The sequence below is a fragment of the Photorhabdus heterorhabditis genome (assembly GCF_018448905.1).
GTDB classification, from domain to species: Bacteria; Pseudomonadota; Gammaproteobacteria; order Enterobacterales; family Enterobacteriaceae; genus Photorhabdus; species Photorhabdus heterorhabditis.
In genome coordinates this window covers 38485-57069 of the sequence record NZ_RCWA01000001.1, presented here as the reverse complement: position 1 = coordinate 57069, position 18585 = coordinate 38485, and the positions used below count along the sequence as shown (strand labels likewise).

19 protein-coding genes and 1 pseudogene are annotated in these 18585 nt (G+C 42.9%); 16 read left to right on the top strand and 4 right to left on the bottom strand.

Features of this window, described 5'->3' with window-relative positions; all coding sequences use genetic code 11:
* Positions 1 to 150: 150 nt before the first annotated feature.
* The 5 genes from greB to EAE89_RS00250 all read left to right on the top strand — a co-directional run bounded on the left by greB (position 151) and on the right by EAE89_RS00250 (position 6763).
* Entirely contained in the window at positions 151 to 624 is a 474-nt protein-coding gene (gene greB, locus EAE89_RS00270; protein WP_214085164.1) for a transcription elongation factor GreB, read from the top strand.
* Between the two features lie 224 nt (positions 625 to 848).
* Positions 849 to 3173, top strand: coding sequence for a Tex family protein (locus tag EAE89_RS00265; RefSeq protein ID WP_054476361.1), 2325 nt, complete (start codon positions 849 to 851; stop codon positions 3171 to 3173).
* 740 nt (positions 3174 to 3913) lie between these two features.
* Positions 3914 to 4138, top strand: coding sequence for a ferrous iron transporter A (gene feoA, locus EAE89_RS00260; RefSeq protein WP_054476360.1), 225 nt, complete (start codon positions 3914 to 3916; stop codon positions 4136 to 4138).
* A 63-nt stretch (positions 4139 to 4201) separates the two neighbouring features.
* Positions 4202 to 6514 carry a Fe(2+) transporter permease subunit FeoB gene (gene feoB, locus EAE89_RS00255; protein ID WP_214085163.1) on the top strand — a complete coding sequence of 771 codons (2313 nt, stop codon included), beginning with the start codon at positions 4202 to 4204 and terminating at the stop codon, positions 6512 to 6514.
* Positions 6515 to 6523: 9 nt separating this feature from the next.
* Positions 6524 to 6763: a FeoC-like transcriptional regulator gene (locus tag EAE89_RS00250; RefSeq protein ID WP_214085162.1), complete on the top strand. Its 240-nt coding sequence runs from the start codon at positions 6524 to 6526 to the stop codon at positions 6761 to 6763.
* 38 nt (positions 6764 to 6801) lie between these two features.
* Here EAE89_RS00250 and bioH read toward each other — a convergent pair whose 3' ends face one another.
* Positions 6802 to 7575 carry a pimeloyl-ACP methyl ester esterase BioH gene (gene bioH / locus EAE89_RS00245; protein ID WP_054476354.1) on the bottom strand — a complete coding sequence of 258 codons (774 nt, stop codon included), beginning with the start codon at positions 7573 to 7575 and terminating at the stop codon, positions 6802 to 6804.
* On the opposite strand from bioH, the gene EAE89_RS00240 reads away from it, so the two are divergent.
* Positions 7575 to 7859, top strand: coding sequence for a hypothetical protein (locus tag EAE89_RS00240; protein WP_188093359.1), 285 nt, complete (start codon positions 7575 to 7577; stop codon positions 7857 to 7859). The genes bioH and EAE89_RS00240 overlap by 1 nt on opposite strands.
* Before the next feature lie 58 nt (positions 7860 to 7917).
* Here EAE89_RS00240 and EAE89_RS23390 read toward each other — a convergent pair whose 3' ends face one another.
* Positions 7918 to 8970, bottom strand: a complete 1053-nt coding sequence (locus EAE89_RS23390; RefSeq protein WP_339423022.1) for an MFS transporter — start codon at positions 8968 to 8970, stop codon at positions 7918 to 7920.
* On the opposite strand from EAE89_RS23390, the gene EAE89_RS00230 reads away from it, so the two are divergent.
* Genes EAE89_RS00230 through EAE89_RS00210 form a run of 5 tightly spaced genes read left to right on the top strand, consistent with a single transcriptional unit; the run spans position 8921 to position 12997 of the window.
* Positions 8921 to 9499, top strand: coding sequence for a phytanoyl-CoA dioxygenase family protein (locus EAE89_RS00230; RefSeq protein ID WP_339423021.1), 579 nt, complete (start codon positions 8921 to 8923; stop codon positions 9497 to 9499). The two genes, EAE89_RS23390 and EAE89_RS00230, sit on opposite strands and share 50 nt — an antisense overlap.
* A 50-nt stretch (positions 9500 to 9549) precedes the next feature.
* Positions 9550 to 9924, top strand: coding sequence for a hypothetical protein (locus EAE89_RS00225; protein WP_214085160.1), 375 nt, complete (start codon positions 9550 to 9552; stop codon positions 9922 to 9924).
* 25 nt (positions 9925 to 9949) lie between these two features.
* The gene (locus tag EAE89_RS00220) at positions 9950 to 10534 is read left to right on the top strand and encodes a phytanoyl-CoA dioxygenase family protein (protein ID WP_214085159.1); all 585 of its coding nucleotides are present in this window, start codon (positions 9950 to 9952) and stop codon (positions 10532 to 10534) included.
* 10 nt (positions 10535 to 10544) lie between these two features.
* The gene (locus EAE89_RS00215) at positions 10545 to 12197 is read left to right on the top strand and encodes a B12-binding domain-containing radical SAM protein (RefSeq protein ID WP_214085158.1); all 1653 of its coding nucleotides are present in this window, start codon (positions 10545 to 10547) and stop codon (positions 12195 to 12197) included.
* Between the two features lie 2 nt (positions 12198 to 12199).
* Positions 12200 to 12997 carry a TylF/MycF/NovP-related O-methyltransferase gene (locus EAE89_RS00210; protein WP_054476343.1) on the top strand — a complete coding sequence of 266 codons (798 nt, stop codon included), beginning with the start codon at positions 12200 to 12202 and terminating at the stop codon, positions 12995 to 12997.
* Between the two features lie 10 nt (positions 12998 to 13007).
* Here EAE89_RS00210 and tyrS read toward each other — a convergent pair whose 3' ends face one another.
* On the bottom strand, positions 13008 to 14207 hold the full coding sequence (tyrS, locus tag EAE89_RS00205) for a tyrosine--tRNA ligase (protein WP_054476342.1): 1200 nt from the start codon (positions 14205 to 14207) through the stop codon (positions 13008 to 13010).
* Positions 14208 to 14666: 459 nt separating this feature from the next.
* Positions 14667 to 14795, bottom strand: a pseudogene (locus tag EAE89_RS23385) (pimeloyl-ACP methyl ester esterase BioH); the annotation flags it as partial.
* Positions 14796 to 14834: 39 nt separating this feature from the next.
* Between EAE89_RS23385 and gntX the strand changes: the two are divergent.
* The 5 genes from gntX to EAE89_RS00180 all read left to right on the top strand — a co-directional run bounded on the left by gntX (position 14835) and on the right by EAE89_RS00180 (position 18468).
* A complete protein-coding gene (gene gntX / locus EAE89_RS00200) occupies positions 14835 to 15518 on the top strand; it encodes a DNA utilization protein GntX (RefSeq protein WP_054476341.1) in 684 nt (227 codons plus the stop codon).
* A gap of 59 nt (positions 15519 to 15577) precedes the next feature.
* Complete coding sequence (gene nfuA, locus EAE89_RS00195) at positions 15578 to 16153, top strand: Fe-S biogenesis protein NfuA (protein ID WP_054476339.1); 576 nt, start codon at positions 15578 to 15580, stop codon at positions 16151 to 16153.
* A 345-nt stretch (positions 16154 to 16498) separates the two neighbouring features.
* Positions 16499 to 16834, top strand: coding sequence for a thiosulfate sulfurtransferase GlpE (glpE, locus tag EAE89_RS00190; RefSeq protein ID WP_054476338.1), 336 nt, complete (start codon positions 16499 to 16501; stop codon positions 16832 to 16834).
* 10 nt (positions 16835 to 16844) lie between these two features.
* Positions 16845 to 17693, top strand: a complete 849-nt coding sequence (glpG, locus tag EAE89_RS00185) for a rhomboid family intramembrane serine protease GlpG (RefSeq protein ID WP_054476337.1) — start codon at positions 16845 to 16847, stop codon at positions 17691 to 17693.
* A gap of 16 nt (positions 17694 to 17709) precedes the next feature.
* On the top strand, positions 17710 to 18468 hold the full coding sequence (locus tag EAE89_RS00180; protein WP_054476336.1) for a DeoR/GlpR family transcriptional regulator: 759 nt from the start codon (positions 17710 to 17712) through the stop codon (positions 18466 to 18468).
* Positions 18469 to 18585: the final 117 nt, after the last annotated feature.

The following is an 18585-nucleotide window of genomic DNA, read 5'->3' as shown; positions in this document are numbered from 1 at the left end:
AAAAGTAGATCTCTATCTTGTTTAAAATATCGTTGGTTGCTGAGATTATTTTGAATCGTTAGGATCTTTAGAGTTGACTACCGTATTCAAAGTCAGTAACAAAAAGCTGTACTTATCTCCTGTGCGGAACATATATCAAAACAAATTAAAATGAAAACTAAGCTTATAACTCGTGAAGGCTACGACAACCTAAAGAAAGAATTGGATTATCTATGGCGTGAAGAACGCCCGGAAGTTACCAAAAAAGTCACCTGGGCGGCGAGTCTCGGTGACAGGAGTGAGAACGCAGATTATCAATATAACAAGAAGAGACTGCGGGAAATTGATCGGCGGGTCAGATACCTTACCAAGAGCCTGGAAGCACTACGATGTGTTGATTACTCACCTCAACAAGACGGAAAAGTGTTTTTTGGTGCATGGGTCGAGATAGAAAATGATCAAGGAGAGATAAAACGCTTCCGTATCGTTGGGTACGATGAAATTTTTGGTCGTAAAGACTACATATCCATCGATTCTCCAATGGCTCGGGCTTTACTCAAGAAAGAAGTCGGAGACAGCGTAATCGTTCATACGCCAACAGGAGAAGCCATGTGGTACGTGAATGAGATCGAATATGTGAAATAGGCAGAGTCGGCGCAATAAAATAACGTGACTTTTTTTCCATGAGAAATCCAAAGAAAAGATTCGATTCAACAGCAGTTATTAGAGCGTAACTTGCAATAAATTCGTTGAATTGTGGCGTAACCGATCAGAATAAGATTAGGCATGAACTGGAAATTGTTCCTCCTAAAACGTATAAAGGGTTTTTTGCAAATATTTGAAGCCTATCCACCAGAAGAAAACACAACATGAATGAATCTCTGAGCCAAATTATTGCAAGTGAGCTACAGGCCCAGCCACAACAGGTACTTTCAGCGATCAGCTTGCTTGATGAAGGGAACACCGTTCCTTTTATTGCCCGATATCGTAAAGAGGTCACCGGAGGTCTGGATGATACCCAACTTCGCCAACTTGATAGCCGCCTTGGTTATCTACGCGAACTGTCAGACCGTCGCCAAACCATTCTTAAATCCATTGATGAACAAGGTAAGCTGACACCAGAGCTGGCCGAAGCAATTAATGGAACACTGAGTAAAACAGAGCTGGAAGATCTCTATCTTCCCTACAAACCCAAACGCCGCACCCGTGGGCAAATCGCTATTGAAGCGGGCCTTGAGCCTCTGGCCGACTCTCTATGGCAAGATCCACAACAAGAACCAGACTTGGCTGCCGCTGCCTTTGTTAACACCGATAAAGGTGTGGCTGACACCAAAGCTGCTCTGGATGGCGCCCGTTATATCCTGATGGAACGCTTCTCCGAAGATGCCGCATTATTAGCAAAAGTTCGGGAATATTTATGGAAAAATGCCCATCTGGTCGCCAAAGTCGTCACAGGAAAAGAGGAGGAAGGCGCTAAATTCCGCGACTACTTTGATCATCATGAGCCTGTCGCACAGGTCCCTTCTCACCGTGCACTAGCCATGTTCCGTGGCCGTAATGAAGGAATACTGCAACTTTCCCTGAATGCTGATCCCCAATTTGATGAACCTCCCAAAGAGAGTCACGGTGAGCAGATTATTACGGAGCATCTTAATCTACGTCTAAACAATGCACCGGCAGATAGCTGGCGCAAAGCCGTAGTAAACTGGACATGGCGTATCAAGGTATTGCTACACCTTGAAACTGAGTTGATGAGCACCTTACGCGAAAAAGCAGAAGATGAAGCCATCAAAGTGTTCGCCCGCAATCTGCAAGATCTGCTAATGGCTGCACCAGCAGGTATGCGTGCAACAATGGGACTCGATCCTGGTCTGCGTACGGGCGTTAAAGTTGCGGTAGTCGATGCCACTGGCAAACTGATAGCCACAGACACTATTTATCCGCATACCGGACAAACCACCAAAGCAGCCGCAAGCGTAGCCGCGTTGTGTATCAAACATCAGGTAGAACTGGTCGCTATCGGTAACGGAACCGCTTCTCGCGAAACAGAACGTTTCTTCGCGGATATACAAAAACAGTTCCCGGAGATAAAAGCACAAAAAGTCATTGTCAGTGAGGCAGGAGCATCTGTTTATTCTGCATCTGAGTTGGCCGCCCAGGAGTTTCCTGATCTGGATGTTTCACTGCGTGGTGCAGTTTCTATCGCCCGCCGCCTGCAAGATCCACTGGCTGAGTTAGTGAAAATCGATCCTAAATCCATTGGTGTGGGTCAGTATCAACATGATGTTAGCCAGACTCTGCTTGCCAAGAAACTGGATGCGGTAGTTGAAGATTGTGTGAATGCTGTCGGTGTCGATCTGAATACCGCCTCCGCACCTCTGCTCACTAAGGTGGCCGGGCTGACGCGTATGATAGCCCAGAATATCGTAAACTGGCGTGATGAGAATGGCCGCTTCAATAACCGAGCACAATTACTGAAAGTCAGCCGCCTTGGGCCAAAAGCTTTTGAGCAGTGCGCCGGATTCCTGCGTATTAGTCACGGTGATAACCCACTGGATGCATCGACCGTTCACCCGGAAGCCTATCCAGTCGTTGAAAAAATTCTGGCAGCGACTGAACAGAAGCTTCAAGAATTAATGGGCAATCCTTCCTCACTGCGTGGATTAAAACCTGAAGACTTCACCACAGAACAATTTGGGGTTCCAACCGTTAGCGATATTCTGAAAGAGTTGGAAAAACCGGGCCGCGACCCACGCCCAGAGTTTAAAACCGCGACCTTTGCGGAAGGCGTGGAAACGATGAACGACCTGCGCCTAGGTATGATACTGGAAGGTACCGTGACAAATGTGACTAACTTTGGTGCATTTGTCGATATCGGCGTCCATCAGGATGGTCTGGTGCACATCTCTTCATTGTCAGAGCGGTTTGTAACAGATCCCCACACGGTGGTAAAAGCAGGCGATATCGTCAAAGTAAAAGTACAGGAAGTTGACCTAAATCGTAAACGTATTGCGCTGACCATGCGCCTCGATGAACAACCGGGAGAAACCAGCTCACGCCGCAGCAGCAATACCCAAGCTGACCGCCGTCCTGAACGCAATGACCGGAACCGCAATACTCCACGCTCTCCTGCCTCAGCCGGGAACAGTGCCATGAGTGATGCACTCGCCGCCGCATTCGGAAAAAAACGCTGAGATTCATATACCTGTAAAGATGCACTGCCAAGGCAGTGCATCTCAGATTACGGAGATTTCTGCCATGTTAAGAACACTGCCCCCTCAAACTTTCACTATAAATATACATTTCAAGGAGTAGATTAGCGAAAAACGCCGTAAACCCTCGCCCAGTGCCAGGCAGGTGCTGAGCGGTGACAAACTGACGCCCGGTGTGAACGGAAGGCATCAGTTGTCGTAGGAATGTGGTCATAATAGAAGTTCTGAATTTGGAATGGGAACCAAGATATTAACTGATAAGGGATAACTTTTGCGGCACCCTCTTTACGGCGGGGAGCAGTCACAGAAGGGGCTAATATAGTTCCTAATCAAGCATTTAGAATACCCGGTAAATGTTATGAAGTTAGCATTATATAGAAAATCAATGAATTACCTTTGGATTTAAGAGGATCGGAATACAAACGATACCATAAATATCGCTGCTGAGAGACTGAAACATCGAAAGACAAAAACACCTTCGATTAAGGGTGCTGTACTGCCAGAGCAGGGCATCTTTATATCTTTTTAGCCAGAAGAAATCCACATTCACTTATCAATCTCAACCTTGGTGACTTCAATAATCAATAATGAAAATGCAACTAATATTGAAATCAATGTTAGTTATTATTTCCATTTACAATTAATATGGATAGAATAAAAATCGTACTTTTTATTCATTAACACGATTATCACTCTTACTTGCAAACATCGCGGAAGGTTATATGCAACTTCTTCCAGACCATAGTTACAAAATCATTGGCTTTTCTCCAAAGATAAGCCCCGCTTACCGGCAAAAATTGCTGTCACTAGGCATGTTACCCGGTTCCTCTTTTCATGTTGTCCGCTTAGCTCCTTTAGGCGATCCGATACAAATTGAGACTCGTAGAGTCAGTCTGATTCTGAGAAAAAAAGACTTGGAATTTCTTACATTAGACAACACTCAGTGAAACTGAATAATCCATTACAAACCACAAAACTGTTATTTCTAATCTTAATTTGGCAACGAAAACATGAAAGCACTCACCATTGGCTTAATCGGTAACCCCAATGCCGGCAAGACAACGTTATTTAACCAACTCACTGGCGCGCGCCAGCGTGTAGGCAACTGGGCGGGCGTCACGGTAGAACAGAAAACTGGCCGTTTTATCACAGCGGATCATAAAATCGAATTAGTTGACCTGCCAGGAACCTACTCTCTCACCACAATTTCCGAACAGACATCACTAGATGAGCAAATAGCCTGTCACTATATTCTAGGCGGTGATGCTGACATACTGATTAACGTAGTCGATGCTTCTAACCTTGAGAGAAATCTCTACCTGACACTACAACTACTGGAATTAGGCATTCCATGCATTATTGCACTAAATATGCTAGATATTGCTAAAAACCAACATATCCAAATTGATATTGCCGAACTAGAACAACGCCTTGGCTGCCCGGTTATTCCAATGGTGTCAACACGTGCCACCGGGCTAAATGAGCTGAAACAGGCGATAGATCATCATAAACAGAACTCAGTGCAGCCACTGATTCGCTACCCTGACAGCCTATTACAGGAAGTTGACCAGCTATCTGGTGCAATTTCAGACAATTTTAATCCTCAACAACGCCGCTGGTTAGCTCTCCAGATGCTTGAAGGAGATATTTACAGCCTGGAACGTTCTGGTCTTGCTACTTCAATATTGGCTGAATCTAAAGAACGCCTGCAACAACAGCAACATGAAGAACCGGAACTGGTCATTGCCGATGCTCGCTATCAAAGCATCAACGCGTTATGTATAGCAGTGATCGACACCCAAAAAGCCATGCCAAACAAACTCACACAGGCAATCGATAAAATCATCCTCAACCGCTGGCTAGGTGTGCCAATTTTCCTGGTTGTTATGTATTTAATGTTCGTGCTGGCAATTAATATCGGTGGTGCATTACAGCCTATTTTCGACGGTGGTTCTATTGCTATTTTCATTCACGGCGTTCAATGGCTTGGTCATACATTAAGCTTCCCTGAATGGCTGACGGTTTTCCTCGCACAGGGTATCGGTGGCGGTATTAACACAGTGCTACCACTCGTGCCACAAATCGGCATGATGTATCTATTCCTCTCTTTCCTTGAAGATTCTGGTTACATGGCACGAGCGGCGTTTGTCATGGATCGCCTAATGCAAGTGCTGGGACTGCCCGGTAAATCTTTTGTCCCGTTGATTGTTGGCTTTGGTTGTAACGTCCCATCGATTATGGGTGCGAGAACACTAGATGCACCACGTGAACGTCTGATCACAATCATGATGGCGCCATTTATGTCCTGTGGTGCACGGCTGGCAATCTTTGCTGTATTCGCCGCTGCATTCTTCGGTAAAAATGGTGCCACCGTTGTTTTCTCCCTTTACATATTGGGAATTATGGTTGCTATCCTGACTGGCCTGATGCTGAAATGCACCATTATGCGTGGTGAAGCTTCACCATTCGTTATGGAGCTTCCGGTTTACCATATTCCACATCTGAAAACCCTGTTTCTGCAAACCTGGCAACGCCTGAAAGGTTTTGTTATCCGTGCCGGTAAAGTGATCGTTATCGCCAGTATGTTTATTGGTGCACTCAACAGCTTTTCTTTTTCAGGTCAAGCGGTGGATAGCATCAACGAATCCGCGCTGGCTTCGGTCAGCAAAGTCATTACACCGGTATTACAGCCAATCGGAGTTCACCCAGATAACTGGCAGGCAACCGTGGGCCTGATAACCGGCGCAATGGCAAAAGAAGTGGTTGTTGGGACACTAAATACCCTGTACACCGCGGAAAATATTACTAATGAACCGTTTGACTCAGATGGTTTCAACCTACTTGGTGAACTGAAAGATGCGGTTGATGAAACCTGGGATAGTTTAAAAGACACCTTCACTCTGAGCGTCCTTTCTAACCCAATCGAAGCCAGTAAAGGTGACGGTGATATGGATAGCGGTTCTATGGGAACAATGAGTGCCAAATTCGGCTCTGCGATTTCCGCTTACAGCTATTTAATCTTCGTTCTACTGTATGTTCCCTGTGTTTCTGTGATGGGCGCTATCGCCCGCGAAACTAGCCGCGGCTGGATGACATTTTCTATTCTATGGGGACTGAATGTAGCTTACTCAAGCTCAGCGCTGTTCTATCAGATTGTGACTTTTTCACAACATTCACAGAGCAGCCTAATCACAATCCTTACTATAGCCATATTTAACGTATTAGTGTTTTTCTTCCTACGTCGGGCACGCAGCCGCGTAACGATGAAGCTGAACAACAACACTGGAAATCGTTGCCACTGCTCCAGTGGAAACTGCCACTAGGAGCCGAGAATGATTAGCTTGTTACAAGTAAGGGATGCAGTCGCTCTGAATGGACGGGCTGATGCCAAACTGTTGAGCCACCAGCTATCTGCTTCACTGTCGATGATTGAAGCTATGCTTGAGCAGCTCACAGTAATGGGCAAACTGGAAAAAATCAATGCAACTGCCTGCCTGAGTGGCAGTTGCAAACAATGCCCCGAAGCACAGAAATGTGATACGGCGGTTTATCGGATCGCTGGAGGACATTGAATAATTAAAAAAATAATCAATTCAATGTGAGGTAGTCATCACTTGACCTTGCTAACAAAATCAGCCAATAACCCAACAAATTCATCAGGATGAGAAATAAAAGGCGCATGAGCGGCATGGCGCATCATGGCAGAAACTGAACCCGGCCATTTTTCATCAAGAATGTTGAGGATTTTTCTTGGCACCAAACCATCCAGATAGCCATAAATCCGCAGGAATGGAATGGTAAGCTCAGCCAATGGCTCCCTTAAATCTTCAGTACGTAAAATTTCCAAACCAATATTCAGTACTTCAACAGAAGGCATCGGCTGTGCCAGCACAACGGATTTCAGTAGTCTCGCATCCTGACGGGCACTATCTGTACCCATCGTCTGTAAAGCAAGGAAACGCTCGACAGTACGCTGGAAATCTTCACTCAACTGATGTTCGAAATTGCTCAAAACTTCAGGCTTAATCCCCGGCCAGTCACCTTCTGCACTGAAATGTGGTGAAGAAGCCACGGTAATTAATCCGGCAACCTTATCCTGATGGTCAAGCGCAATCCGACTGGCAACCAGTCCTCCCAATGACCACCCCAACCACAGCGCATTTTCAGGGGCATGTCGCCAAACTTCATCCGCCATATCCGCGAGGCTCATCGGGCCATACTTCTGGCTGCGGCCATAGCCCGGCAAATCCACCAGATGCAAACAAAAATGCGGAGCGCATCGCATTTCAATGGAACGCCAAACTTCCGCATTCAACCCCCAGCCGTGCAGCAACACAAGATCACGCGAACCTTTATCAGAAACCTGCCAAAACAGATCAGCCATTGTTATTCTCAACTTTATTTGCCATCAAGGAAAAAACCTATGCTAACAATGGTTGGGTACTGTTGGCTATGCCATCAGTCTCTTTGGTTTCCACATCACGGAATATGCAGTTTTTGCAGCAAACAGCTGAAACGTCTGACAAACATGTGCCCATGCTGTGCCCTGCCCTCAGAGTTAACTTCATTACCTTGTGGGCGCTGCATCAAAAAACCACCTTTGTGGGAAAATATGATAGCGATTACCGATTATCGCCCTCCCTTAAGCCGCCTGATTCGCCGCTATAAATATCACCAGAGATAGGTTAAAAGATTTAAGTCAAAGAAAGTGTAAAATGAAAAATAACTACCATTTTTTTATATAGGCATGTTTTACAACTAGAAGGATAAAATAAGAAAAGGAAATTGCAACGATAAGAATGAGAAAAATATAAGGGGATTTATAATATGAAATTAAATATCCCATCATAACAGGACTGACAGCTGCACCTAAACTACCTAGGTTCTGTATTGCAAAGTAATGTCCCCTTAATCCTTCAGGTGCTATACTGTCAGTAAGCGAGTAAAGGACAGGGATAAAAATAATTTCTCCCAACGAGAAAGAAAATATTGCAATTATCCAATAAATCAAGTTCTGTTCAGAATAAATAAATCCAAAAATACCGAGGATAAAAAAAATTGCTCCTCCCGTCAGCCATCTTCCGATATAACCATCTTTAATATACTTTCCAACATGATATTGAAATCCTATAACAACCATAGCATTTGTTACCATCATTGCAGCAATAGCTGTATATGAAAACTCCTTATTTGTATAAACAATTAAATATTGAGATAAGTAATTAATGGTACTACCATATACAAAAGACCCGAGTACTGATGAAATCGTTATCAGAAAAAGCAAATAATTCTTTAAAGACTTTATATTACTGAGGGTATCTGTTAGTAATATATTATTACTCTGCGATAATATAGGTAAGGAATGAAAACAGGAAGAATAGTAGATTATAATAAATATCATCGGAAGCAATGCAGTAAGACCAGACAATATGAAAGGGAAACTATGATTATAACCTGAAAGTAATGCACCAATTAGTGGACCAACTGACCACCCTATGTTAATGATCGTGTAGTTTAAAGAAAATAATCTTATCTTAATACTTTGTGGTAAATAATCAGAGAAATAACTCTTTAATAGCACCTCAAATAATGAGTAAGCTAAGTTCACAAGAGAGAGAAGAAAAGAAACAAGGATAATGCTTTTAAAATATGGAAAAATTAAAAAACAGAATAAAAAAGTCAAAAGTGAGGATATAATAGGAAATTTGAATTTCTTATTGTCAGCAAGTATGCCTCCAATTAAGCTGGTTATTATTCCAAATATCATAGATGAAGATATAATATATCCAATAATGACAGGGCTAAAATTAAGTTCTATAGATAAATATGACGATCTTGTTGGTGTACTTATTTATCTGGATGATGCTACTTCCGAAAATGGCTGCCTGGAAGTTTTGCCACGTCAACATACGCGGTCTTTCGATCATTCACTTCCTGATGGCTCTTTTGCCGGGATGATTACAGAAGAAATAGATGAAGAAAATTATGGTCATCCTGTTACGTTAGCAGCTAAAGCAGGAAGTACAATATTTTTACATCCTTTTACTCCTCACCGTTCGGCTCCTAATGTTTCAGAGCAACCAAGAAAAACGTTGATTTTTGAATACAGAGCAGCTGATGCTTTCCCTATATATACAGGGAGCCAGCTAGTATCCATGGAGTCATATGTTCATCATCTTCATGGTAATCCTGCCACATACGCCCGCTTCGGTGGCCCCTCTCCTGCTATTTACACACCAAAAAATATACCTAAATCCCTCTATGAGCTTCAGGAGGTTTCAAGCAAAATTTTGAAACTAAAGGAGTGATTCTCATTAAAGTTTCCACTCTACAATTTATTTTATTTGGGAGATGAAAAATGCTTAGTAATCAATATGCAAATATTATCGATCAGTACAAAAATGATGGTTATGTTGTTATACGTAATGTTCTTAATCCAGTTACGGATCTTTTACCAGTTATAAAAGAATACGGTGAGCTTGCAAATAAGCTTGCCAGTCAATGGCTGGGACAAGGAGTTATTACAAGTTATGATAAAAATACACCCGAAGAAAATCGGCTTTTACAGTTAATGAAACAAACTGATGGAAACTGTTTTCAGGAACTTGATATTACGCCTCCGGTGGAAGCCGAAATTAAGGAGGACTCTCCGGTACATTTAGGAGAGGCAATATTCAATCTCTTGAGAAACCAGACAATTCTTGACGTAGTAAGAAAATATTATTGGATCTGAAATCTATTCAGTTCCCGTACAACACATGCGCATTAAACCACCCGAAGCACAAATTACAGATGAAACTCAAAGTCACACACTTACATTAACGGGAAAAACCTTTTGGCATCAGGATTTAGCAGTTGTGACCGAAGACGCTGATAATACAGATATGTTGAGTGTCTGGTTACCCCTGAATGAAGCAACCGAAAAAAATGGTTGCTTGGTTGTGATACCCGGAAGCCACACCAAAGGGCTTGTGCATCATTGTGATACCCCTGTTTTACAAGGAATTCCCGATTCACTAATAGGCGCAAACATACGTCCTATTCCAGCGAAACCAGGCGACATGGTGCTCCTTCATCCACTTATGATACATGCATCTTTATCCAATATCAGCATGCACGGAAGGTGGAGCCTTGATCTGCGATATTGTCCTACTGGTCAACCGACAGGTCGACGATGGTTTCCTGGTTTCATTGCGAGAAGTAAATCTCACCCTGAGAAAGAATTATCTGATTATGAGGTTTGGGTCGAATCATGGCACTTTGCAAGACAAACCTTAGCTGGGCAACCTCATCCAAAATTCGATCGTTGGGATAAAAATGATCCCAGCCCTTTATGCGCATGAGGAGAAACTAATGTTAGATCTCTCTCTACTTCGAGACTCTGGTACGTTTTCAATCGATTGCGGCTCCCCACGGCTTGCTCTTGTTCATCATGGCTTCCGTACGACGCAACTAGGAGCAACTGACAAAAGGCAGGATGAATATGCCGCTAGATATGCTTCGCTAGGATTGCTTAATCTGGCTCGTTCCGCTCAAGTGGACTTTGAACGTGGGCATATACCTTTCCAACCTGAAATACAATATTTCGATGAGGATAATTTTACAGATGACATTGAGCTGGTAAAAGCCATAAGCGATTGGTTAAGGCCAGTAAAAGCGAGATTTGTATTGGTCAGCCTGTATTCACTAGCATTTGAAAGGACAAAGAATATGCTGTCCAATCTTAACCCCGAAGAAGTCTGCATCATGGTTGGTGGGGCACACCCAACCGTAGCCCCTAAAATTGATTTCGTACATCTTGTAGCAAGAGGTGAAGGAGGAGATGCTCTAAGGCATGTTCTTAGGCTGTTTCTACATCCTGAATTTGGCGTGGGGAACGAAGCACGTGGTTTGTGTTTCATGTTGGACGGTAGAGTTCAAATGGGAGAAGTCGTATTTGATAAATCTCTTGAGGATATTCCGTCACCAGCCTTTTCCTATGAACTAATACAGAGTAATACTAGCTTCGCTGGGCAGTCCCGGGAGAGATGGTGGAAAGCGGTAGGAGAATCACAACAAATTTATATTTGTACACAAAGCTGCCGAGCTCGCTGTACGTTTTGTTCAACATATCTTATACACGGGAAACTAGTTTCCCGGCCAATTGAGTTAATTGCAGGAGATATTGCACACCTTTTAACATTCGGTCATGACTCAATTCAGTTTCATGATGACGATCTACTTCAACATGAAAATTTACATGAACTTCTTGATTTGCTTTTAGAGTTTAATATTGCATGGACTTGCAATGCAAGGTCAGAAGTAATGACACCAGAACTTGCTCGCCGAATGTACGATGCTGGATGCAGAAAAGTCTTTTTAGGGGTTGAATCGTTAGACCAGAGAAGCCTAAATTATTACAACAAAGCGACCACCGTAGAAATGAATATAAATGCGGTAAATGCATTAAATGGCTCAGGTATCGGAGTTATATGCGGATACATCATTGGCGCGCCTCATGACACAGTTGAAAGCATCTTAGCTGATTTAGATCGAGTTTTAGCTTTACCTATATATTTCCTAGCCACAGCAATACTAACACCAGATATAGGTACTGTTGAATACCGCAGAGCCTTGAGGCGGATACCTTTGCTGCAAGATTTAGGTAACGATGGGACGGAAATGAATATTAGACCACGTCCTGAGATATTTGGAACTTCTGCCCCATATGGTTTACCTACTGTAGCTGAAGCTATATCTAAGGAAGAGTTAAATGAACTTTATACCCTTATTAATTGTGAATTTTTCTTAAGGAAAGAATATATTAATAGGATAATAAAATATACCTCAAATAATGGGCTAAATGAAGCGCTTTCATGGTGTTCACTGCAGAAGCTGAAAGCGGAAGAATTAGCAGAAAGCGCAACGTTGGCCTCAGTACAAGAGAGAACTGTTCAGTTACTCCAGAAAATAGATGCAGACTATCCGTATTATAGTGTCCTTTCTGAATTAGTTGAGGCTAGATAATTATGAAACCAGAAAAAGAAATTATCCCCTTTTTCCCCGAGATGATACAAAAATTAATAAATGAAGGGAAAGATCCACACTACTATGTTATTCAAGACTTCATGGAAGACAAATCATTAAGTTTATCCGAATTGGATAAACAAAGCCTTGTTAACAGTCACTATTTGATTTCAAAAAAAATCATCAGCCCACACAGCACAGAAGATATATTTACTTTTATCAAAGAAATATTATCAATACCATCATCACGAGAGGGGTGTATCGTGGAAGCAGGAAGTTATAAAGGCTCAAGTACAGCCAAGTTCAGCCTAGCGGCTAAATTAGCAGGCAGAGAACTTGTTGTTTGTGATTCTTTTATGGGTCTTCCGTTTCATAATGAAGTTCATGGCATTAGTATTGAAGGAAGGGAAGCGGTGTTTAGGGAAGGTGATTTCGCAGGTTCTTTTCAGGAAGTAAAAAATAATATTATAAAATATGGTAATATCAGTTCATGTACATTTATTAAAGGGTGGTTTGAAACATCCTTGGTTAATTGGTCACGGCCAATAGCTGCGATTTATTTGGATGTCGATCTTCAAAAATCAACTCGCGACTGTCTCAAATATCTGTATCCATGGTTAACACCAGGTGGTAGTCTTTATTCGCAAGACGGCCATTTACCACTTGTTCTTGATGTTTTTGAGGATGTGAATTTCTGGCGCAATGAAATAGGCACTCAACCACCCACAGTAGTGGGTATCAGGAAAAAGAAACTAATAAAAATAACAAAACCTGATACACCTTTTTTACCACTACTTTAATAATACTCCTTCAACTGCCAATACGGAATTTATATCGTTTACCTATCCATATAAGCGTGCCCGGGATAACCTCAATATTTTTAATTTCATCATCTTCTTTACTTTTATCAACACGAACAGCTCCTGAACGAATTAGCCGCCTTAGTTCAGAACGGCTTATCGTTGGCAGGGCTACTGAACAAAGATCCAGCAGTGTCATATTAGAGCCTTTTGGTAAAATCAATACATCATGATCAGCCTCTTCAGGTGTCCGCTTTTGTACTACACGCTCAAAATGCTCAGCCGCTTCCTTTGCAGATATGTCATCGTGATATCTTTTAACAATATTATAAGCGATATCTTTTTTGACCTTCATGGGGTTAAGGCCCTGCTCTAGTTGACTGACTATTGCAGATTGTTTTTCTGGCTCCATGTCTGTAGCAAGTGTCAAATAATTGATAATGACACTGTCAGGAATTGACATTACTTTGCCATACATATCATTTGCATTATCGGTTAACCCAATATAATTATTTTTTGACTTACTCATTTTTTCAATGCCATCCAGCCCTTCTAATAATGGCATTGTTATTACTATTTGTCCTTTTTTATCATAGGCTTCTTGAAGTGTTCTCCCTACTAAGTTATTAAATAACTGATCTGTTCCACCAAGCTCGACATCAGCATTAATCATAACTGAGTCATATCCCTGCAGAATCGGGTAAATAATCTCATGCAAATGGACTGGTGCTTTTGATTCAAATCGGGTCTTGAAATCATCTCGGTGCATGATTTGTGCAAGAGTAATTTTAGAGATTAACTTTATGACATTACTGAATGGCATATTGTTAAACCATTCTGAGTTTTTCCTTATTTCAATATTTTCGATATTTATAACCTTTGCAAGCTGATTTATATAAGTCTGACTATTTTTATTAATTTGTTCAGGTGTTAGTGGAGGACGAAGCTTATTTCTCCCTGTCGGGTCACCAATTCCAGCCGTAAAATCCCCAATGATAACAACAATCCGATGTCCTTCATCCTGAAAATCTTTAAGCTTTTGTAATACAACCGAATGCCCCAAATGTAAATCAGGTGCAGTCGGATCAAAGCCTAATTTTATTGTCAGTTTTCTATTTTCTTGTCTTGCAAGAGTAAGTTTATCCTGTAATCCTGCCTGTGGCTCCATAATTGCGATGTTTGAAAGCAATTTATCAATATTTTCTTTCATATAGTTAACCTAAATAATTATGTTTATTAATGATGGATAAAACAACTTTATACCATGTTTATAACAATCTCTATTGTCAAGTAAATAGTGATTCATTCTGATCTTATTGCATTAACGGAGATGTAGTACGCAAAAATATGTCGTTTGTCTTTTAATTAGATAACAGATGTAACTACCTCTATCAGAGACGAACAATCCCCTTCACCTTATATCCTCATCCGATCAACAGATTAAGGAGCTTCGACAGTTTTAGGTTTTTGCAAAGCCGAATAACCGGTTAGCTTATCAACTGAAGTTAATTGTACTGAAAAAGATCCCTTATAAAACAAAAGACTTATTTACCTGAAATCCGCTTGCAGCTGGTCACCCATAGCATCATTTCGTAAAGCTCTTCGTTGCATGACTACTCTGGCACCATGACCCAGAATATATCGTAAGTATCGATTACCGTTTTTGGTGATGCAAACAAAAATGCGGAGCGCATCGCATTTCAATGGAACGCCAAACTTCCGCATTCAACCCCCATCCGTGCAGCAGCACAAGATCACGCGAACCTTTATCAGAAACCTGCCAAAACAGATCAGCCATTGTTATTCTCAACTTTATTTGCCATCAAGGAAGAAACCTATGCTAACAATGGTTGGGTACTGTTGGCTATGCCATCAGTCTCTTTGGTTTCCACATCACGGAATATGCAGTTTTTGCAGCAAACAGCTGAAACGTCTGACAAACATGTGCCCATGCTGTGCCCTGCCCTCAGAGTTAACTTCATTACCTTGTGGGCGCTGCATCAAAAAACCACCTTTGTGGGAAAATATGATAGCGATTACCGATTATCGCCCTCCCTTAAGCCGCCTGATTCGCCGCTATAAATATCACAGTACCCCACAACTTGCGTCAGTTTTGGCGCGTCTGTTTCTGCTGCACTGGCAACAGGGCTATCGTGATGGACGATGGTGTAAACCCAATATTCTGCTCAGTGTGCCACTGCATCGGCACAGACGCTGGAAACGGGGATTTGATCAAGGCAAATTAATGGCAAAGCCATTATCAGAATGGCTACAATGCGACTATCAGCAAAGCATTCTGCAACGCACGCGTGCTACACTACCACAAAGAAATTTATCAGCGGCACAACGTAAAACCAATCTCAGGAAAGCATTTCAGCTTTGTGGCCCAGTTGCAGGACAACATGTCGCCATACTTGATGATGTTATTACCACTGGTGCGACGATAACTGAAATTTCCCGTTTGTTAATTCGTGCTGGCGCCCGTTCAGTACAGGTCTGGGCGATTTGCCGAACCTTGTAGTCAATATGAGAATGGGCGTATTATAACCAACTATAGCAGTCAACTATTGAGCAAATGACATGATTAATATTACTGAAGCAGCGCAAGCCCATTTTGCCAAATTATTGGCAAACCAAGAACCCGGCACGCAAATCCGCGTATTTGTTATCAATCCGGGTACACCTACCGCTGAGTGTGGCGTGTCTTACTGCCCGCCGGATGCAGTTGAAGCAACAGATACTGAACTGAAATTTGAAAATTTGTCAGCATACGTTGATGAACTGAGCGCACCGTTCCTTGAAGAAGCAGAAATTGATTTTGTCACTGATCAGCTAGGTTCTCAGCTAACACTGAAAGCGCCTAACGCCAAAATGCGCAAGGTTTCTGATGATTCCCCCCTTGTAGAACGCGTGGAATATGTTTTGCAGTCACAAATTAACCCACAGCTAGCGGGTCACGGTGGTCGTGTCAGCCTGATGGAAATCACCGATGAAGGTTTCGCTATCCTGCAATTCGGCGGTGGTTGTAATGGCTGTTCAATGGTCGATGTCACCCTGAAAGAGGGGATCGAAAAAGAGTTGTTGAATATGTTCCCTGAACTAAAAGGAGTGAAAGACTTAACCGAACATCAGCGCGGTGAACACTCTTATTACTGACAACTGATTTTCCCGCTCGGGTAACCGTCGGGAAAACATCATTACGATAATAACCATTGGTATATACCCAATAGATTTCAAGATGCATCGCGACGGCAAGGGAACGAATCCCCGGGAGCATATACCCAATAGATTTCAAGTTGCAGTGCGGCGGCAAGAGAACGCATCCCCAGGAGCATAGATAACGATGTGACTGGGGTAAGTGAACGCAGCCAACAAAGCAGCAGCTTGAAAGATGAAGGGTATAGATAACTCTGTGACCGGGGTGAGTGAGAGCAGCCAACAAACAGGCAACTTGAAAGATAACAGGTATAGCCTCCAAATTCTAAGAGCAACTCAGAATATATGGAACATTTTCAAACACTCAGTCCCGAGCAAGCTTATCAACACTGGCAGGATAAATCCGCCATTATGGTGGATATCCGCGATCCACAGAGTTTCCAAGCCGGTCATGCATGTGGGGCTTTTCATTTAACCAATGAAACATTAAATGAATTTATGCTACAGGCCAATTTCGAGCAGCCTGTGATGGTTATGTGTTACCACGGCCACAGCAGCCAAAGTGCTGCTCAATACTTACTGAACCTGGGTTTCGAAACCGTTTACAGCATTAATGGCGGCTTTGAGGTCTGGCTGAAAAACTATCCTCACGCTGTTAACTCCTTACGTAATCCGGCATAACACACATCCTATGATCCACGTAATCACTATTTCAAACCCGCGTCTGGCACAAGGCTTTATCGATTATATGGCAACCCATCAGGTATACCTGACTATGCGTCCGGGTCACGATGAGCGCCATGTAGAACTGTGGCTAGAAGATGACACTAAACTCGCACTGGTTCAGCAAGAGCTGGAGAAATTTACCCGTGATCCACTAAACGAACGTTATCAGACCGCCAGTTGGCAATCGGGCAAAGTCAGCCACTCACTGCAATACCAGAATAATCTGAACTGGCATTATTTGAGCCGTCAGGCTGGCCCGTTAACGATCACAGTTCTAATCCTGAATATCGCCGTTTATCTCTGGATGCAATTCGCCGGGGATTATCAGGTGATGTCCTGGCTAGCCTGGCCTGACAACAGCCAACATATGGAGCTGTGGCGTTGGGTCACTCACGGTTTGCTGCATTTCTCACTACTGCATATCATATTCAATCTGATGTGGTGGTGGTATCTTGGCGGGCAAACAGAAAAGCGCCTCGGTACAGGAAAACTGTTTGTTATCACTATTGTTTCTGCCGTTTTCAGTGGCTGGGGACAATCATTATTCAGCGGCTCTCATTTTGGTGGCCTTTCAGGTGTTGTTTACGCCTTAATTGGTTATGTTTGGTTAACCGGTGAACGAGCCCCCGAACGCGGCATTGGCGTTCCTCGTGGTTTGATGGCTTTTTCGATCCTCTGGCTGATTGTTGGCTACTTCGATACGTTTGGACTCTCCATTGCCAACGCAGCCCATTTCTCAGGTTTAACCATCGGCTTACTGATGGCGTTGTGGGATAACCGCTATACATTCAAAAATAATAATCAGCATTTTTAAGAATTAGGGGACTATCGTGAAGCAAACTCAACGGCATGATGCAATTGTTGAGCGGGTACGTATTCAGGGCTATGTCAGTACTGAAGAGTTGGTTGAACACTTTAATGTCAGCCCCCAGACTATTCGCCGTGACCTGAATGATCTGGCAGACAAAAATAAAATACAGCGGCATCACGGCGGTGCCGCATTGCCATCAAGTTCAGTTAATACTGCTTATCATGATCGCAAAATCATGTGGTCAAAAGAGAAAGCGCGTATTGCCCAGCGTGTCGCCAGCCAGATCCCGGATGGTGCAACACTGTTTATTGATATCGGCACGACACCAGAAGCCGTCGCTCACGCACTGTTAAATCATAAAGATCTGCGGATTGTGACTAACAACCTCAACGTCGCGACCCTGTTGATGGCAAAAGAAGATTTTCGTTTAATCCTTGCGGGTGGTGAGGTTCGCACTCGTGACGGTGGAATTATCGGCGAAGCCACACTGGATTTTATCTCCCAGTTTCGGCTCGATTACGGCATTCTGGGTATTAGTGGCATTGATATGGATGGTGCACTATTGGAATTTGATTACCATGAAGTACGCATCAAACGCGCAATTATCGAAAATTCCCGTTGCGTTATGCTGGTAACTGACCATTCTAAGTTTGGCCGTAATGCCATGGTTAATCTGGGTAATATGGACCTCATTGATTGCTTGTTTACCGATCAAATGCCTCCTGCAAGCATCCAGAAAGTGATTGAGCAACATAACGTTCAACTCGAACTCTGCTAATTATTTTTTTCTCTACTGGGGATAGGGCTATCCCCAGTATGCTCTTGAAATTCCTCATAATTCCATCTCTATACCTTATGGATTTCAAGGTGCATCGCGACGGCAAGGGAACGAATC

Coding starts and splice junctions, on each gene's coding strand:
- greB (WP_214085164.1), top strand. CDS start 151: ATGAAAACTAAGCTTATAACTCGTGAAGGCTACGACAACCTAAAGAAA.
- EAE89_RS00265 (WP_054476361.1), top strand. CDS start 849: ATGAATGAATCTCTGAGCCAAATTATTGCAAGTGAGCTACAGGCCCAG.
- feoA (WP_054476360.1), top strand. CDS start 3,914: ATGCAACTTCTTCCAGACCATAGTTACAAAATCATTGGCTTTTCTCCA.
- feoB (WP_214085163.1), top strand. CDS start 4,202: ATGAAAGCACTCACCATTGGCTTAATCGGTAACCCCAATGCCGGCAAG.
- EAE89_RS00250 (WP_214085162.1), top strand. CDS start 6,524: ATGATTAGCTTGTTACAAGTAAGGGATGCAGTCGCTCTGAATGGACGG.
- bioH (WP_054476354.1), bottom strand. CDS start 7,575: ATGGCTGATCTGTTTTGGCAGGTTTCTGATAAAGGTTCGCGTGATCTT.
- EAE89_RS00230 (WP_339423021.1), top strand. CDS start 8,921: ATGCCTCCAATTAAGCTGGTTATTATTCCAAATATCATAGATGAAGAT.
- EAE89_RS00225 (WP_214085160.1), top strand. CDS start 9,550: ATGCTTAGTAATCAATATGCAAATATTATCGATCAGTACAAAAATGAT.
- EAE89_RS00220 (WP_214085159.1), top strand. CDS start 9,950: ATGCGCATTAAACCACCCGAAGCACAAATTACAGATGAAACTCAAAGT.
- EAE89_RS00215 (WP_214085158.1), top strand. CDS start 10,545: ATGTTAGATCTCTCTCTACTTCGAGACTCTGGTACGTTTTCAATCGAT.
- EAE89_RS00210 (WP_054476343.1), top strand. CDS start 12,200: ATGAAACCAGAAAAAGAAATTATCCCCTTTTTCCCCGAGATGATACAA.
- tyrS (WP_054476342.1), bottom strand. CDS start 14,207: ATGAAAGAAAATATTGATAAATTGCTTTCAAACATCGCAATTATGGAG.
- gntX (WP_054476341.1), top strand. CDS start 14,835: ATGCTAACAATGGTTGGGTACTGTTGGCTATGCCATCAGTCTCTTTGG.
- nfuA (WP_054476339.1), top strand. CDS start 15,578: ATGATTAATATTACTGAAGCAGCGCAAGCCCATTTTGCCAAATTATTG.
- glpE (WP_054476338.1), top strand. CDS start 16,499: ATGGAACATTTTCAAACACTCAGTCCCGAGCAAGCTTATCAACACTGG.
- glpG (WP_054476337.1), top strand. CDS start 16,845: ATGATCCACGTAATCACTATTTCAAACCCGCGTCTGGCACAAGGCTTT.